This window comes from Streptomyces anatolicus (assembly GCF_019400875.1).
GTDB classification, from domain to species: Bacteria; Actinomycetota; Actinomycetes; order Streptomycetales; family Streptomycetaceae; genus Streptomyces; species Streptomyces anatolicus.
This window is the reverse complement of the sequence record NZ_WMBF01000122.1, coordinates 1-15,830: the sequence shown is the minus strand read 5'-3', so window position 1 is coordinate 15,830 and position 15,830 is coordinate 1. Positions and strand designations below refer to the sequence as shown.

At 70.5% G+C, this 15,830-nt stretch carries 18 protein-coding genes; 11 read left to right on the top strand and 7 right to left on the bottom strand.

Features of this window, described 5'->3' with window-relative positions:
• Positions 1–28 precede the first annotated feature (28 nt).
• From GKQ77_RS14000 to moaA, 3 genes are all read left to right on the top strand, one after another.
• The gene (locus GKQ77_RS14000) at positions 29–451 is read left to right on the top strand and encodes a DUF485 domain-containing protein (protein WP_219689053.1); all 423 of its coding nucleotides are present in this window, start codon (positions 29–31) and stop codon (positions 449–451) included.
• Positions 448–2,085 carry a monocarboxylic acid transporter gene (locus GKQ77_RS13995; protein WP_219689051.1) on the top strand — a complete coding sequence of 546 codons (1,638 nt, stop codon included), beginning with the start codon at positions 448–450 and terminating at the stop codon, positions 2,083–2,085. The genes GKQ77_RS14000 and GKQ77_RS13995 overlap by 4 nt, the downstream gene beginning before the upstream one ends.
• A gap of 174 nt (positions 2,086–2,259) precedes the next feature.
• Positions 2,260–3,276 carry a GTP 3',8-cyclase MoaA gene (gene moaA, locus GKQ77_RS13990; protein WP_219689050.1) on the top strand — a complete coding sequence of 339 codons (1,017 nt, stop codon included), beginning with the start codon at positions 2,260–2,262 and terminating at the stop codon, positions 3,274–3,276.
• Here moaA and GKQ77_RS13985 read toward each other — a convergent pair.
• Both GKQ77_RS13985 and GKQ77_RS13980 read right to left on the bottom strand, forming a co-directional pair.
• Positions 3,273–3,494, bottom strand: a complete 222-nt coding sequence (locus GKQ77_RS13985; protein ID WP_125511908.1) for a hypothetical protein — start codon at positions 3,492–3,494, stop codon at positions 3,273–3,275. The two genes, moaA and GKQ77_RS13985, sit on opposite strands and share 4 nt — an antisense overlap.
• Before the next feature lie 188 nt (positions 3,495–3,682).
• A complete protein-coding gene (locus tag GKQ77_RS13980) occupies positions 3,683–4,069 on the bottom strand; it encodes a DUF3099 domain-containing protein (protein WP_219689049.1) in 387 nt (128 codons plus the stop codon).
• Between the two features lie 224 nt (positions 4,070–4,293).
• Here GKQ77_RS13980 and GKQ77_RS13975 point away from each other — a divergent pair, with 224 nt between their 5' ends.
• Complete coding sequence (locus GKQ77_RS13975; RefSeq protein ID WP_125511906.1) at positions 4,294–4,569, top strand: GlsB/YeaQ/YmgE family stress response membrane protein; 276 nt, start codon at positions 4,294–4,296, stop codon at positions 4,567–4,569.
• Between the two features lie 145 nt (positions 4,570–4,714).
• Here the strand turns inward: GKQ77_RS13975 and tyrS are convergent, their stop codons facing one another.
• Genes tyrS through GKQ77_RS13960 form a run of 3 tightly spaced genes read right to left on the bottom strand, consistent with a single transcriptional unit; the run spans position 4,715 to position 8,955 of the window.
• Entirely contained in the window at positions 4,715–5,983 is a 1,269-nt protein-coding gene (gene tyrS / locus GKQ77_RS13970; protein ID WP_219689048.1) for a tyrosine--tRNA ligase, read from the bottom strand.
• A gap of 57 nt (positions 5,984–6,040) precedes the next feature.
• Entirely contained in the window at positions 6,041–7,435 is a 1,395-nt protein-coding gene (locus GKQ77_RS13965) for a metallopeptidase TldD-related protein (RefSeq protein ID WP_219689047.1), read from the bottom strand.
• The gene (locus GKQ77_RS13960) at positions 7,432–8,955 is read right to left on the bottom strand and encodes a TldD/PmbA family protein (protein WP_219689046.1); all 1,524 of its coding nucleotides are present in this window, start codon (positions 8,953–8,955) and stop codon (positions 7,432–7,434) included. Before GKQ77_RS13960 ends, GKQ77_RS13965 begins: the two co-directional genes overlap by 4 nt.
• A gap of 186 nt (positions 8,956–9,141) precedes the next feature.
• On the opposite strand from GKQ77_RS13960, the gene fabG reads away from it, so the two are divergent.
• From fabG to GKQ77_RS13945, 3 genes are all read left to right on the top strand, one after another.
• Positions 9,142–9,861, top strand: coding sequence for a 3-oxoacyl-[acyl-carrier-protein] reductase (gene fabG / locus GKQ77_RS13955; RefSeq protein WP_219689045.1), 720 nt, complete (start codon positions 9,142–9,144; stop codon positions 9,859–9,861).
• A 4-nt stretch (positions 9,862–9,865) separates the two neighbouring features.
• Positions 9,866–10,627, top strand: coding sequence for an enoyl-ACP reductase FabI (gene fabI / locus GKQ77_RS13950; RefSeq protein WP_219689044.1), 762 nt, complete (start codon positions 9,866–9,868; stop codon positions 10,625–10,627).
• A 115-nt stretch (positions 10,628–10,742) separates the two neighbouring features.
• Positions 10,743–11,105, top strand: a complete 363-nt coding sequence (locus GKQ77_RS13945) for a hypothetical protein (protein ID WP_219689043.1) — start codon at positions 10,743–10,745, stop codon at positions 11,103–11,105.
• Here GKQ77_RS13945 and GKQ77_RS13940 read toward each other — a convergent pair.
• Entirely contained in the window at positions 11,089–11,769 is a 681-nt protein-coding gene (locus GKQ77_RS13940) for a FadR/GntR family transcriptional regulator (protein ID WP_219689042.1), read from the bottom strand. The genes GKQ77_RS13945 and GKQ77_RS13940 overlap by 17 nt on opposite strands.
• A 93-nt stretch (positions 11,770–11,862) precedes the next feature.
• Between GKQ77_RS13940 and GKQ77_RS13935 the strand changes: the two genes are divergently transcribed.
• From GKQ77_RS13935 to GKQ77_RS13925, 4 genes are all read left to right on the top strand, one after another.
• Complete coding sequence (locus tag GKQ77_RS13935) at positions 11,863–13,164, top strand: CynX/NimT family MFS transporter (RefSeq protein ID WP_372459875.1); 1,302 nt, start codon at positions 11,863–11,865, stop codon at positions 13,162–13,164.
• A gap of 67 nt (positions 13,165–13,231) precedes the next feature.
• The gene (locus tag GKQ77_RS33340) at positions 13,232–13,348 is read left to right on the top strand and encodes an SGM_5486 family transporter-associated protein (RefSeq protein WP_125511898.1); all 117 of its coding nucleotides are present in this window, start codon (positions 13,232–13,234) and stop codon (positions 13,346–13,348) included.
• Between the two features lie 171 nt (positions 13,349–13,519).
• Entirely contained in the window at positions 13,520–13,735 is a 216-nt protein-coding gene (locus tag GKQ77_RS13930; RefSeq protein ID WP_219689041.1) for a hypothetical protein, read from the top strand.
• A gap of 88 nt (positions 13,736–13,823) precedes the next feature.
• The gene (locus GKQ77_RS13925) at positions 13,824–14,342 is read left to right on the top strand and encodes a SixA phosphatase family protein (protein ID WP_219689040.1); all 519 of its coding nucleotides are present in this window, start codon (positions 13,824–13,826) and stop codon (positions 14,340–14,342) included.
• A gap of 133 nt (positions 14,343–14,475) precedes the next feature.
• Here the strand turns inward: GKQ77_RS13925 and serB are convergent, their stop codons facing one another.
• A complete protein-coding gene (gene serB, locus GKQ77_RS13920) occupies positions 14,476–15,696 on the bottom strand; it encodes a phosphoserine phosphatase SerB (RefSeq protein WP_219689039.1) in 1,221 nt (406 codons plus the stop codon).
• Positions 15,697–15,830: the final 134 nt, after the last annotated feature.

The window sequence follows — 15,830 nt, the reverse complement described above, 5'->3', positions numbered from 1 at the left end:
CACCCCGCCCGCACCACGAGGAGACTCCGTGGCCACCGCCGCACCGCCCCCTTCGAAGGGTGGCGCAGGAAAAGAACCCGCTCCCCACGCGCCCTCCACGGAGGAGTTCATCGAGGTGCAGGAGAGCGCGGAGTTCGGTGAACTGCGCCGCGCCCACCGCTCGTTCGCCTTCCCGCTCACCGTCGCCTTCATCACCTGGTACCTCGTGTACGTCCTGCTCTCCAACTACGCGGGCGACCTCATGGGCACCAAGCTCTTCGGCAACATCAACGTCGCCCTGGTGCTCGGCCTCGGGCAGTTCCTGACCACCTTCCTCATCGCCTGGTTCTACTCGCGGCACGCCGCGGCGAAGCTCGACCCCAAGTCCGAGGCGATCAAGTCCCGTATGGAGTCCCGCATGGAGTCCGGCACGGAGTCCCGTACGGAGTCCCGCAAGGAGGGCGACGCATGAGCCCCGCGCAGAACGCCGTCATCGACCTCGCGGCCGCGTCCGACGCCTCCCAGCACCGGCCGCTGATCATCAGCCTCTTCGCCGCCTTCGTCGTCGCGACCCTCTGCATCACCGTCTGGGCGGGCCGGCAGACCAAGAGCGCCGCCGACTTCTACGCGGGCGGCCGCCAGTTCACCGGCTTCCAGAACGGTCTGGCGATCTCCGGCGACTACATGTCCGCCGCGTCCTTCCTCGGCATCGCGGGCGCCATCGCCCTCTTCGGCTACGACGGATTCCTGTACTCCATCGGCTTCCTGGTCGCCTGGCTCGTGGCGCTGCTCCTGGTCGCCGAGCCGCTGCGCAACTCCGGGCGCTACACCATGGGCGACGTCCTCGCCTACCGCATGCGCCAGCGCCCGGTCCGTACGGCCGCGGGCACCTCCACCATCGTCGTCTCGATCTTCTACCTGCTCGCGCAGATGGCGGGCGCGGGCGTCCTGGTCTCCCTGCTGCTCGGCATCACCTCCGACGCGGGCAAGATCCTCATCGTCGCCCTCGTCGGCGTCCTGATGATCGTCTACGTCACCATCGGCGGCATGAAGGGCACCACCTGGGTGCAGATGGTCAAGGCCGTCCTGCTCATCACCGGCACCGTGCTCATCACCTTCCTGATCCTGCTGAAGTTCAACTTCAACGTCTCGGACCTGCTCGGCTCCGCCGCCTCCAACAGCGGCCAAGGCTCGAAGTTCCTGGAGCCCGGCCTCAAGTACGGCGCGAGCGCCACCTCGAAGCTGGACTTCATCTCGCTCGGCATCGCCCTGGTCCTCGGCACCGCGGGACTGCCCCACATCCTGATCCGCTTCTACACCGTGCCCACGGCCAAGGCCGCCCGTAAGTCGGTGAACTGGGCGATCGGCATCATCGGCGCCTTCTACCTGATGACCATCGTGCTCGGCTTCGGCGCCGCGGCCCTGCTCAAGCCCGGCGACATCATCGCCTCCAACAAGGCGGGCAACACGGCCGCGCCGCTGGCCGCCCTGGAGATCGGCGGCGGTGGCGACTCCACCGGCGGCGCGATCCTGCTCGCGGTGATCTCCGCGGTCGCCTTCGCCACCATCCTCGCGGTCGTCGCGGGACTGACGCTCGCCTCGTCGTCGTCCTTCGCGCACGACATCTACGCCAACGTCATCCGCAAGGGCAAGGCCACCGAGAAGGAGGAGATGAAGGCCGCCCGCTGGGCGACCGTCTTCATCGGCGTCGTCTCCATCGCCCTCGGTGCGCTCGCCCGCGACCTGAACGTGGCCGGCCTCGTCGCGCTCGCCTTCGCGGTCGCCGCCTCGGCCAACCTCCCGACGATCCTCTACAGCCTGTTCTGGAAGAAGTTCACCACCCAGGGCGCGCTCTGGTCGATTTACGGCGGCCTGGCCGCGGCCGTCGGTCTGGTGCTGTTCTCGCCGGTCGTCTCGGGCAAGCCCACCTCGATGTTCCCCGACGCGAACTTCGACCTCTTCCCGCTGGAGAACCCGGGCCTGATCTCCATCCCGCTGGGCTTCCTGCTCGGCTGGCTCGGTTCGGTCCTCTCCAAGGAGAAGCCGGACAAGGGCAAGTACGCCGAGCTGGAGGTCAAGTCCCTCACCGGCGTGGGCGCCCACTGACAGGAATTGTTCACACGCCCGTAGCGGCCGCGTCGTAGAGTCCTACGACGCGGCCGCACCGTTCCTCGTGGCAAATGGCCCATGGTGTTGTCAGAGGTGTCGCGTAAGGTCGAAAGCAGTGGGACCCCTACCGAGGGGACCCAGCAGCATCCGACCGCCGGGGAGGGGGCCGCAGTGCTCATCGACACATATGGCCGCGTAGCCACTGACCTGCGCGTATCACTGACCGACCGCTGCAATCTGCGCTGCACGTACTGCATGCCCGAAGAGGGCCTGCAGTGGCTCGCCAAGCCCGATCTGCTCACCGACGACGAGATCGTGCGCCTCGTGCGGATCGCCGTCACCCAGCTCGGGATCACGGAAGTCCGCTTCACCGGTGGCGAGCCCCTGCTGCGCCCCGGCCTCGTCGGGATCGTCGAGCGCTGCGCCCAGCTGGAGCCCCGCCCCAAGATGTCCCTGACGACGAACGGCATCGGCCTCAAGCGCACCGCGAAGGCCCTGAAGGCCGCGGGCCTCGACCGGGTCAACGTCTCGCTGGACACCCTGCGCCCCGACGTCTTCAAGACGCTCACCCGCCGTGACCGCCACAAGGACGTCCTCGAAGGCCTCGAAGCCGCCCGGGACGCGGGCCTCACCCCTGTCAAGGTCAACACCGTCCTGATGCCGGGGCTGAACGACGACGAGGCCCCCGACCTCCTCGCCTGGGCCGTCGAGAACGACTACGAGCTGCGCTTCATCGAGCAGATGCCCCTCGACGCCCAGCACGGCTGGAAGCGCGACGGCATGATCACCGCGGGTGACATCCTGCAGTCCCTCCGCACCCGCTTCGAGCTGACGGAGGAGGGCACCGGGGAGCGCGGCTCCGCACCCGCCGAGCGCTGGATCGTCGACGGCGGCCCGCACCGCGTCGGCGTCATCGCCTCGGTGACCCGCCCCTTCTGCTCGGCCTGCGACCGTACGAGGCTGACGGCCGACGGCCAGGTGCGCACCTGCCTCTTCGCCACCGAGGAGACCGACCTGCGCGGCGCCCTGCGCGCGGCACCCGAGGACGGCACGGGCACGGCGGACGGCTCGGACGAGGCGATCGCCCGCATATGGAAGCAGGCCATGTGGGGCAAGAAGGCCGGTTCGGGCCTGGACGACCCCTCGTTCCTCCAGCCGGACCGCCCGATGTCCGCGATCGGCGGCTAGCCTTGGCCCTCCGGGGCTTCCCACTCCGTCAGCGGCACGACGTCCTTCAACATCCCGCGTACGCCGAGGAATTGGGAGAGATGCTCGCGGTGCTCCTCGCACGCGAGCCACGTCTTGCGCCGCTCCGGCGTGTGGATCTTCGGGTTGTTCCAGGCGAGCACCCAGACCGCGGCCACGCGGCAGCCCTTGGCGGAACAAATCGGCGTTTCGTCACTCACAGTCGCGTCCAAAAACGTTCCGAACAAGGCGACGCCGAGCAGCCACGGGGGGAGCTGCCCGGCGTCGGTCTGTCGCTCCGACGGGGGATGCGGAGCGCGTACGAAGTATGTCACGGGGGACCCGGTGACTGGCACCGGAACTTCATGATTGATCTGAGCTTTTCCTGAGCTTGGCGGAACGTCGACGGTCAGTTCTGAGCCCGTGAAGTGCCGCGCCGCTGGTCGTGCGCGGCGCCCACCGGATCTTCCGGGACGGTTTCCGCGGGTCCGGCGGCGGCGGGCGGCGCGAGCATTGGCCGAGAAGGGGTGGGTACGAACGTCGACGGGAGCGAAGGGTTGCTCTCGCGGCCCGCGTTGGCGATGACCACGGAGATGTACGGGAGCAGTACGCCGAGCACCAGGGCGACGATGGCCACGTGCCGTTCGACGTTCCACAGTACGGCCGCGGCGACGACGGAGACGGTCCGGACCGACATCGAGATCACATACCGGCGCTGCCGGCCGCGCACGTCCTCCGCGAGTCCCTGCCGGGCCCCCGTGATCCGGAAGACCTGGCCACCGCTCTGCTTCCGCATCACGTTCCACCACCCTGTCCGCTGTGCCGGACTCTCCTCGGAATCCACCCCGGTCCGGCGCTTCCACGTTACGCCTGGTCCGCGCAGTCCACGAGACCGGGTCAGGCCTCACCCCGGTGCGGTCGCCGCGTCCGGCCACGTATGGGGGCGCCCGACATGCGCCGTACGGCGCACGGGCCGACACTGGCGGTAATGCTCACGTAGAGCCGTACAAGGAGGCAGCTATGGGCTGGTTGTGGGCGATCATCGTGGGATTCGTGCTGGGGCTGATTGCCAAGGCGATCCTGCCCGGTAAGCAGCACAGTCCGATCTGGCTCACCACGGTGTTCGGCATCATCGGAGCCGTCCTGGGCAACTGGCTCGCGACCCAGTTCGGCATCAACGAGACCAAGGGCATCGACTGGGGCCGCCACGCCCTGCAGCTGGCCGCGGCGGTCGTGGTCGTCGGCCTGGGCGACGCGGCGTACAAGATGATCAAGGGCAATAGACGAACGGCCTAGCCGTACGCGCGCCCCATGGCGAAGGCCCGGCCCCCACGCGGGGAGCCGGGCCTTCGCCGCACTGGTAGCCGGGCCTTCGCGGGCGCCGTGTCGAAACGTACGCGTGTGCGACACCGAGGCGTACGCGTATGCGACCGTACGCGGATCAGCCCGCCGTGACCTCGACCGCCGCCAGGTTCTTCTTGCCGCGCCGCAGTACGAGCCAGCGCCCGTGCAGCAGCTCCTCGCGGGCGGGGACGGCGTCCTCGGCGGCGACCTTCACGTTGTTCACGTAGGCACCGCCCTCCTTCACCGTGCGCCGCGCGGCCGACTTGCTCGCCACCAGGCCCACCTCGGCGAGCAGGTCCACGACCGGCCCCAGCTCGGCGACCTCGACGCGCGGCAGCTCGGAGAGTGCGGCGGCCAGCGTCGCCTCGTCCAGGTCGGCGAGATCGCCCTGGCCGAAGAGCGCCTTGGACGCGGCGATGACCGCGGCGCACTGGTCGGCGCCGTGCACCAGCGTCGTCAGCTCCTCGGCGAGGGCGCGCTGCGCGGCGCGCGCCTGCGGACGCTCCTCGGTCTGCTTCTCGATCTCCTCAAGCTCCTCGCGGGACTTGAAGGAGAGGATCCGCATGTACGTGGAGATGTCCCGGTCGTCCGTGTTCAGCCAGAACTGGTAGAACGCGTACGGCGTCGTCATCGTCGGGTCGAGCCAGACGGCGCCGCCCTCGGACTTGCCGAACTTGGTGCCGTCCGACTTGAGCATCAGCGGCGTGCCCATGGCGTGGACCGCGGCGTCCGGCTCCAGGCGGTGGATCAGGTCGATGCCCGCCGTGAGGTTGCCCCACTGGTCGCTGCCGCCGGTCTGGAGCGTGCAGCCGTACCGCCGGTACAGCTCCAGGAAGTCCATGCCCTGGAGGAGCTGGTAGCTGAACTCCGTGTAGGAGATGCCCTCCTGCGACTCCAGGCGGCGGGCCACGGAGTCCTTGGTGAGCATCTTGTTCACCCGGAAGTGCTTGCCGATGTCACGCAGGAACTCGATGGCGGACATGCCCGCGGTCCAGTCGAGGTTGTTGACCATCGTCGCGGCGTTCTCGCCCTCGAAGGACAGGTACGGCTCGATCTGCGAGCGCAGCCGCGCCACCCAGTTCGCGACCGTCTCCGGGTCGTTCAGGGTGCGCTCGGCGGTCGGCCGCGGGTCGCCGATCTGGCCCGTGGCGCCACCGACGAGCGCCAGCGGGCGGTGGCCCGCCTGCTGGAGCCTGCGCACGGTGAGGACCTGCACGAGGTGCCCCACGTGCAGGCTCGCCGCGGTGGGGTCGAAGCCGCAATAGAACGTGACGGGACCGTCCGCGAGCGCCTTGCGCAGTGCGTCCTCATCGGTGGACAGGGAGAAAAGCCCCCGCCACTTCAGCTCGTCGACGATGTCCGTCACGGGTCTCGCGTCTCCTCGGGAGTGCTTACAGGGTGCACGGATGTGCAAGGACCGAGGTTATACGCCCTGGCTGACCGAACTCATATTGAAATCGGGGACGCGCAGCGCGGGCATGGCGGCCCGGGTGAAGTAGTCGCCCCACTCACGAGGCAGCGTCTTCTCCGTACGGCCCGCCTCCGAGGCCCGGCCGAGCAGATCGACCGGCGACTCGTTGAACCGGAAGTTGTTCGCCTCGCCCACGACCTCGCCGTTCTCGACGAGGTAGACGCCGTCCCTGGTCAGGCCCGTGAGCAGCAGCGTCGCCGGGTCGACCTCGCGGATGTACCAGAGGCAGGTGAGCAGCAGCCCGCGCCCGGTGGCGGCGACCATCTCGTCCAGCGAGCGGTCGCCGCCGCCGTCGAGGATGAGGTTGTCGATGGCGGGCGTCACCGGGAGCCCGGTCAGGCCCGCGCTGTGCCTGCTGGTGGCGAGGTGGGCCAGCTCACCCCCGCGGATCCACTCGGTGGCGGCGAGCGGCAGACCGTTGTCGAAGACCGACGTGTCACCGCCCGAGGCGTGCGCGAGGACGAACGGCGCCGACTCCAGGCCCGGCTCGTGCGGATCGCTGCGCAGCGTCAGGGGCAGCCCGGCCAGCCGTTCGCCGAGGCGCGTGGCGCCGCCCGGCTTGGCGAAGACCGTACGGCCCTCGGCGGCGTCCCGTGCCGATGACGACCACATCTGGTAGATCAGCAGATCCGCCACGGCGGTCGGCGGCAGCAGCGTCTCGTACCGCCCGGCCGGCAGGTCGATCCGCCGCCGGGCCCACCCCAGGCGCTGCGCCAGCTCGGCGTCGAGCGCCTGCGGGTCGACGTCCTTGAAGTCACGGGTGGCCCGCCCCGCCCACGCCGACTTCGTGCGGTCCGGCGACTTGGCGTTCAGTTCGAGGGTGCCGTTGGGCTGGTCGTGCCGCAGGCGCAGCCCCGTCGACGTACCGAGGTAACTCGACACGAACTCGTGGTTGGCGAAGCCGTACAGCTCACGCCCGCCCGCGCGGGCCCGTGCGAAGGCCTCGCCGAGCGCCGGGGCGAAGTCCGCGAAGACCGCGGAGGAGGTCTCGACCGGGGCCTCGGTGAAATCGGGGGAGGCGGCGGTGCCGGTCACCAGCGGCTGCGCGTCCTCGGCGGGGGCCGCCCCGCGCGCGGCCTCCTCGGCGGCCCGCACCAGCGGCTCCAGGTCGGCGGCGGTGACGGCCGAGCGGGAGACCACGCCGGAGGCGGTGCCTTCCTTGCCGTCGACGGTGGCGATGACGGTGAGGGTGCGGCCGCGGGTGACGCCGTTGGTGGTCAGGGCGTTGCCTGCCCAGCGCAGGTTCGCCGACGACTCCTCGTCGGCGATCACGACGCAGCCGTCGGCGCGGGACAGCGCGAGGGCGCGCTCGACGATCTCGTGCGGCTTGGTGGCGCTGCGGCTCATCGACCGGCCTCCTGCGTGGTGTTCAGAATGTTCACGCCCCGGAACAGGGCGGACGGGCAGCCGTGCGAGACCGCGGCGATCTGGCCCGGCTGGGCCTTTCCGCAGTTGAAGGCGCCCCCGAGTACGTACGTCTGCGGGCCGCCGACCGCGGCCATGGAACCCCAGAAGTCGGTGGTCGTCGCCTGGTAGGCGACATCGCGCAGCTGCCCGGCGAGCCGCCCGTTCTCGATCCGGTAGAAGCGTTGCCCCGTGAACTGGAAGTTGTAGCGCTGCATGTCGATCGACCACGACCGGTCCCCGACCACATAGATGCCGCGGTCGACGCCCGCGATCAGATCCTCGGTGGAGAGCCCGGCGGGGTCCGGCTTGAGCGAGACGTTCGCCATGCGCTGCACCGGCACATGGCCGGGGGAGTCCGCGTACGCGCAGCCGTTCGAGCGCGCGAAGCCGGTGAGCCTGGCGATGCGCCGGTCCAGCTGGTAGCCGACGAGGGTGCCGTCCTTGACCAGGTCCCAGGACTGCGCGGCCACGCCCTCGTCGTCGTATCCGATGGTGGCGAGTCCGTGCTCGGCGGTCCTGTCACCCGTCACGTTCATCAGCGAGGAGCCGTAGGCGAGCTTGCCCAGCTGGTCGAAGGTGGCGAACGACGTGCCCGCGTACGCCGCCTCGTAGCCGAGCGCGCGGTCCAGCTCGGTGGCGTGGCCGATGGACTCGTGGATGGTCAGCCAGAGGTTCGACGGATCGATGACGAGGTCGTACGAGCCCGCCCGCACGCTCGGCGCCCGCATCTTCTCCGCCAATTGTTCGGGGATGCGCTCCAGCTCGCCCTCCCAGTCCCAGCCGGTCCCGGTGAGGTACTCCCAGCCGCGCCCGGCCGGCGGCGCCAGCGTGCGCATCGAGTCGAACTCACCGCTCGACTCGTCGACGGCGACCGCCGTGAGCTGCGGGTGCAGCCTGACCCGCTGCTGCGTGGTCACCGTGCCCGCCGTGTCCGCGTAGAACTTGTTCTCGTGCACGGTGAGCAGCGAGGCGTCGACGTGCGCGACCCCGTCCGTGGCGAGCAGGCGCGCGCTCCACTCGGCGAGCAGCCCCGCCTTCTCCTCGTCCGGCACGGAGAACGGATCGATCTCGTACGCGGAGACCCACGTCCGGTCCGCGTGCACCGGCTCGTCCGCCAGTTCGACGCGCTCGTCGGAGCCGGCCGCCTTGATCACCTGCGCGGACAGCTGCGCCATCGCCACGGCCCGCGAGGCGACCTTCGCCGCCGCGTCCATCGTCAGATCGACCCCGGAGGCGAACCCCCAGGTCCCGCCGTGCACCACCCGCACCGCGTACCCCAGGTCCGTGGTGTCCGACGAGCCGGACGGTTTGGCGTCGCGCAGCCGCGAGGACGCGCTGCGCACCCGCTCAAGGCGGAAGTCCGCGTGGTCGGCGCCGAGCGCCCGCGCGCGGGCGAGCGCGGCGTCGGCGAGAGCCCGCAGCGGCAGCGCCGTGAAGGCTTCATCGATGGAATGAGGCACGGATGTCTCCCTGCTGTCGGCACCGGTCAGCTCCGATCATGTCGCGCGCGACGGCCTCGCGGCCAGCCCCTTCTGTAGGGACCCGACAGGGAGTACTCCGCGCCACTGTCGATCGCCGATTCTCCGTATCGCGGAAGGTACCGATAGGTTTTCGACGTACCAGACCGCTATCGAAAGGGTGATCCGTTGAGCCGCTCGGTTCTCGTCACCGGAGGAAACCGGGGCATCGGCCTCGCCATCGCCCGCGCCTTCGCCGACGCCGGCGACAAGGTCGCGATCACCTACCGCTCGGGCGAGCCGCCGCAGGCCCTCACCGACGCCGGGGTCCTCGCCGTCAAGTGCGACATCACCGACGCCGAACAGGTGGAGCAGGCCTACAAGGAGATCGAGGACAAGCACGGGAACGTCGAGGTCCTGGTGGCCAACGCCGGCATCACCAAGGACCAGCTCCTGATGCGCATGACCGAGGAGGACTTCACGTCCGTCCTCGACACCAACCTCACCGGCACCTTCCGCGTCGTCAAGCGCGCCAACCGCGGCATGCTGCGCGCCAGGAAGGGCCGCGTCGTCCTGATCTCCTCCGTCGTGGGTCTGTACGGCGGCCCGGGGCAGGCCAACTACGCCGCCTCCAAGGCGGGCCTCGTCGGCTTCGCGCGCTCGCTCGCCCGCGAGCTCGGGTCGCGCAACCTCACCTTCAACGTCGTCGCACCCGGTTTTGTCGACACCGACATGACCAAGGTGCTGACGGACGAGCAGCGCGCGGGCATCGTCGCCCAGGTGCCGCTCGGCCGTTACGCGCAGCCCGAGGAGATCGCGGCCACGGTCAAGTTCCTCGCGTCCGACGACGCCTCGTACATCACTGGAGCCGTCATCCCCGTTGACGGCGGATTGGGCATGGGTCACTGATCACATGAGCGGAATTCTCGACGGCAAGCGCATCCTCATCACGGGTGTGCTGCTGGAGTCCTCCATCGCCTTCCACGCGGCCAAGGTCGCCCAGGAGCAGGGCGCCGAGGTCATCCTGACCGCCTTCCCGCGGCCCACGCTCACCGAGCGCATCGCCAAGAAGCTCCCCAAGCCCGCCAAGGTCATCGAGCTCGACGTGACCAACCAGGAGCACCTGGACCGCCTCGAGGGCATCGTCCGCGAGGAGCTGGGCGGTCTGGACGGCGTCGTCCACTCCATCGGCTTCGCCCCGGCGGGTGCCTTCAACTTCCTCGAGGCCACCTTCGAGGACGTCTCCACGGCGATGCACGTCTCGGCGTACTCCCTGAAGTCGCTCACGATGGCCTGCCGCCCGCTGTTCGGCGACAGCGCCTCGGTGGTCGGCCTCACCTTCGACGCGCAGTACGCGTGGCCGAAGTACGACTGGATGGGCCCGGCCAAGGCCGCCCTTGAGGCCACGAGCCGCTACCTCGCCCGCGACCTGGGCAAGGAGAACGTCCGCTGCAACCTCATCTCCGCGGGCCCGCTCGGCTCCATGGCGGCCAAGTCCATCCCGGGCTTCGCCGACCTCGCGGACGTCTGGAACACCCGCTCCCCGCTGAACTGGGACATGGCCGACCCGGAGCCCGCGGGCCGCGGCATCGTCGCCCTGCTCTCCGACTTCTTCCCGAAGACCACCGGCGAGATCATCCACGTCGACGGCGGCGTCCACATGATGGGTGCCTGATCAGGTATTGCGTACGTGAATGACGCCCCGTCCCCCGCAGTGCGCGGGAGGCGGGGCGTCACCCGTCCGGCCCCCGTGCCGGGCGGCGGCGGGGGAGTGCCGCGCACCCTGGAGTGTGCGTCTCTCCGGTGCGGTGCTCGCCGCTCTCGCCCTGTTGGCCGCTGTGCCGCCGTCCGGTGCCGCGTCCCTCGGCGAGGCCGCGTCCCTCGGCGAGGCCGCGTCCCTCGGTGAGGGCGCGCCGAAGCCGCGGCCCTTCGGGGCGGAGTGCCGCACCGGCGTCGCCGGCTCCGCCGTCGTCGCGTACTGCCACAACCCCTACCCCGAGACCGACCGGGTCCGCCTGCACGTGGAGTGCGACCGGTGGTGGGACATCGACGTCGACAGCGCGCCGGTCGAGGCGGGGCCCGCCCAGACCGTGCGGCTGACCGGGCGGTGCTGGGAAGAGGTCCGCTCGGCCTGGGTCAGCCACCAGAAGTGACCGGGCGGCACATGAAGGGGTAGCTCGCCGCCTCGGCCGCGGCCGTCTCCGCGTCCCGCGCGCGGATCGCGTCGACGAGCCGGGCGTGGTCCATGTGCGCCTCCGGGGTCAGCTCCGTGCCGATGTCCTCGCGCAGCCAGTCGCGCAGCACCTCGCCGAGGTCCGCGTAGAGCGCGGTCATGACGTCGTTGTGCGAGGCGGCGACGACGGCCATGTGGAGGGTCGCGTCCGCCGTGACGAAGGCCTCCGCGTCGCCCGAGGCCCACACCTCCTCGCGGCGTGCCAGGAGGGCGTCCAGCTGCTTGAGGTCGCGTTCGGTGCGGCGCTCGGCGGCGAGCTTCGCGGCGCTCGACTCCAGCGTGCTGCGCAGCTCGGCGATGTGCCGGGGGTCCGCGTCGGCGAACCTGCGGTGCATCACGCCCGCCAGCTCGCTGGTCGCGATCACGAAGGTGCCCGAACCCTGGCGGATGTCGAGCAGGCCGTTGTGGGCGAGGGCGCGCACGGCCTCCCTGACGGTGTTCCTGGCCACACCGAGCTGTTCGACCAGCTCGGGCTCGGTGGGGATGCGGGAGCCGACCGGCCACTCGCCCGAGGAGATCTGGTTGCGCAGCTCGGAGATGACCTGTTCGGAGAGGGCCGAACGGCGAGGAGTGGTCAGCGGCATGACGTTCCTTCGTGCGGTACCGGAATCGATCTATCGATCTACTCGGTCTATTCGAGTGGACAGCCAATCATCCCATGATTCTATGATGGCCTCATGGCTAGTGAGGAAACCACGACGATGACCCCTGCGGCGACACCCCCCACGCGTACCGGAGGGGCGGAGAAACAGGCCCCCACGCGCGCGTGGGCGACGCGTCTGGTCATCGTCGGCATCGTCCTCGCGGCCCTCAACCTCCGCCCGGCCATCACCAGCCTCGGCGCCCTCCTCGAAGAGGTGCGCGACGGCCTCGGCATGAGCGGCACCCTCGCCGGACTGCTCACCTCCGTGCCCCCGCTCTGCTTCGCGTTCTTCGGCGTCATGGCGCCGCGGTTCGCCCGGCGCTTCGGCCCCAGCGCGGTGGTCTGCGTCGGCATGGCCGCGATCGCGGCGGGCCTGGTGATACGCCCCTTCCTCGGCGGCACGGCCGGCTTCCTCGCCGGCACCGCCCTCGCCCTCATGGGCATCGCGGTCAGCAACGTCCTGATGCCCGTCATCGTCAAGCGCTGGTTCCCCGAGCGGGTCGGCTCCATGACCGGCCTGTACTCGATGGCACTCGCGCTCGGCACGGCCCTCGCCGCCGCCCTCACCGTGCCGATGACCGACGCGCTCGGCGGCCGCTGGCAGACCGGGCTCGCCGTCTGGGCCGCCCTCGCCGTCGTCGCCGTCGTGCCGTGGATCCCGCTCGTCCGCGACCGGAGCGCGGCCGCCGCGACACCGGAACACATCAGCGCCACCGTGCGCCAGGAGGACTCGGGGCTGCGCATCACCCACAGCCGTACCGCCTGGGCCCTCGCCGTCTTCTTCGGCCTCCAGGCCACGGCCGCGTACATCACGATGGGTTGGATGCCGCAGATCTTCCGCGACGCGGGCGTCCCCGCCGGTCAGGCGGGCGTGCTGCTCGCCGTCACGATGGCCATGGGCGTGCCGCTCGCGTTCGTCATCCCCAGGGTCGCCACCCGCCTGCCCCACCAGGGCCCCGTCGTGGCCGTCCTCGGCGCCTGCGGCCTCACCGGGTACGCGGGCCTGTACCTCGCCCCGGCGGGCGGCGCCTGGGCCTGGGCGCTGCTGCTCGGCGTCTCCAACTGCGCCTTCCCGCTCGCCCTCACGATGGTCGGCATGCGGGCCAAGAGCAGCGTGGGCGTCGCCAAGCTGTCCGCCTTCGCGCAGAGCACCGGCTACCTCATCTCCATCCCCGGACCGCTCCTCGTCGGCGTCCTCTACCAGCACAGCGGCGGCTGGGGCCTGCCGATCGCGCTGATGGCGGGCCTGATGGTGCCGCAGATCGTCGTCGGCACCCTCGCGGGCCGCGACCGCACGGTCGAGGACGAGGTGGCGGCCAGGGCCGGGGCGTCCTGACCCCGGCGGAGAGCGGCGGCCTGACCCCCGCGGCGAGGGGACGGGCGAAGGGTGCGAGACTGACCGCATGCCCGTCCTCGACCCGAACCCCCAGAACGGCCAGAAGAAACTGCTCGTCGTGCTCGGCGCGATGCTGGCCATCACCGTGATCATCGGCATCGTCGCCTCCCTCGCCTCACCGTGAACAGACGGCCCCCGCGCGGCGGATGGTGGGGCTAGCACCCCCATCCCCTAGGGGGTGAGTATCAGGGTCAAGTGGGTGGATCTCCGGATGGGCCAAGGGCCCGCGATCGCCTAATTTCGAGATGTGCCCGCGACGACGCGGCACGGAGCACTCGAAGATCACGGAGGCGGCATGTCGGTCCGTTCGCACCCCCGGCGCGACCCCGCGGAGTCGGGCGGCGTCGAGATCCAGCTCCCCTGGTGGGCGATCGCCCTGCCCGCCCTCGCCTTCGCGGCCCTGCTCCTGCTGATCCTGAACCCGGCGGACGCCCACGCCGCGAGCGGCACCCCCGCCGCCACCGGCCTCCTTGAGTACATACAGGCCCTGGTCTCGCGCGTGGCCCCGTGAGCCCCGCCCGGCCGGGCCCGTCACCCGCCTCGGGCGACCGCGTCAACTACCCGCGCCCTGTGGCGCGTTTCATGCGAAGCTGGGACGCATGAGCGTCGCAGAACCCCGCAGGATTGTCCTCTTCCGGCATGCGAAGGCCGACTGGCCGCAGGTGTCCGACCACGAGCGGCCGCTCGCCGATCGAGGCCGCAGGGACGCCCCCGTCGCCGGACGCAAGCTGGCCGACAGCGGCATCCCCTTCGACCTGGCCCTGTGCTCCACGGCGGTCCGGACCCGCGAGACCTGGAAGCTCGCGGTCCAGGAGCTGCCGCAGCGGCCCCGGACCGTCTACGAGGACCGGCTCTACGAAGCCTCTCCCGGCGAGCTGATCGCCGTGCTCAACGAAACCCCGGACGACGTGCGGAACGTCGTCCTGATCGGTCACAACCCCGGAGTGCAGGGCCTGACCGACATCCTCGCCGGGGACAGCGAGGGAGATGCCCGCGAGCGGCTCGCCCGCCGGGGCTTCCCGACCGCGACCTACTCCGTCCTGACGTACTCCGGCTCGTGGAAGGCACTCGAACCGGGCGTGGCCACCCTCGTCGACTACTGGGCCCCATCGGAGTAACCGAGTAACCCTCCCTGCAACCTACGGCCTTCCTCCCTTCCTCCCTTCCGATCATTACGACGACGGGCCCCGCACCTTTGTGGTGCGGGGCCCGTCGTCGCAGGCCGGATGCCGGAGGGCAGGCGCGCGGCCGTCAGTCGGAATCGGTGTGCGTCTCCGCCGCCTCGACCTCTTCACGGGTGATGCCGAGGAGATAGAGGACCGTGTCGAGGAACGGCACGTTCACCGCGGTGTGCGCGGCCTCGCGGACCAGCGGCTTGGCGTTGAAGGCGACACCGAGCCCCGCCGCGTTCAGCATGTCGAGGTCGTTCGCGCCGTCGCCGATCGCGACGGTCTGCTCCAGCGGGACCCCGGCCTCCCTGGCGAAGCGGCGCAGCAGCCGCGCCTTGCCCGCCCGGTCGACGATCTCGCCGGTCACCTTGCCGGTGAGCTTGCCGTCGACGATCTCCAGGGTGTTGGCCTGGGCGAAGTCGAGACCGAGACGCTCCTTCAGATCATCGGTGACCTGGGTGAAACCGCCAGAGACGACGCCCACTTGGTAGCCGAGGCGCTTGAGGGTGCGGATGAGGGTACGGGCGCCCGGGGTCAGCCGGACCTCGGAGCGGACCTTGTCGACGACCGACGCGTCGAGCCCCGCGAGCAGCGCCACGCGCGCGTGCAGCGACTGCTCGAAGTCCAGCTCGCCGCGCATCGCGGCCGCCGTCACCTCGGCGACCTTCTCCTCGCAGCCGGCGTGCGCGGCGAACAGCTCGATGACCTCGTCCTGGATGAGCGTCGAGTCGACGTCCATCACGACCAGGCGCTGCGCCCGGCGGTGCAGCCCCGCCGCCACGACCGCCACGTCCACGCCGAGCTTCGCGGCCTCTATGGCGAGGGCGGTGCGCAGCGGCTCGGTCTCGGTGCCGGACACCGCGAACTCGACGGCGGTGACGGGGTACTTGGCGAGCCGGAAGATGCGGTCGATGTTGCCGCCGGTCGCGGTGATGCTGGCGGCGATCGCCGCCGTCGACTCCGAGGTCAGGGGGTGGCCGAGGACGGTCACATGGGAACGCCCGAGGCCGCGCGGCCGGTTGTCGCCGAGGCCGGAGATGATCTCGGCCTGCATCCGCACGGACTCCGCCCAGCTGTGGACGGTGGCGCGCAGATCACCCTCGAGACCGGCGGGCGGCGCGGTGACGAGCGCGCACAGCACCATCCGGCCGCGGGTGACGACCTGCTCGATGTCGACGACGTCGACGGAGTAGGCGGCGAGGGTGTCGAAGAGGCCGGCGGTGAGGCCGGGGCGGTCCTTGCCGAAGATCTTGACGAGGAGTGTCGGGATGTCGGCGGGCTGAGGGGGCTGCGGAGCACTCATGGTGATCCCTACGGTATCCGCACGCCTCTTCGGGGTGCCTGGTGGTCCGCTCCCCGGACACGGAACGTTCTCGCCTCAGTCACTGTCTCTATCTGGCCGCGGGGTGCGTATGCCGCCCGCTTCGCGGGGGCCCC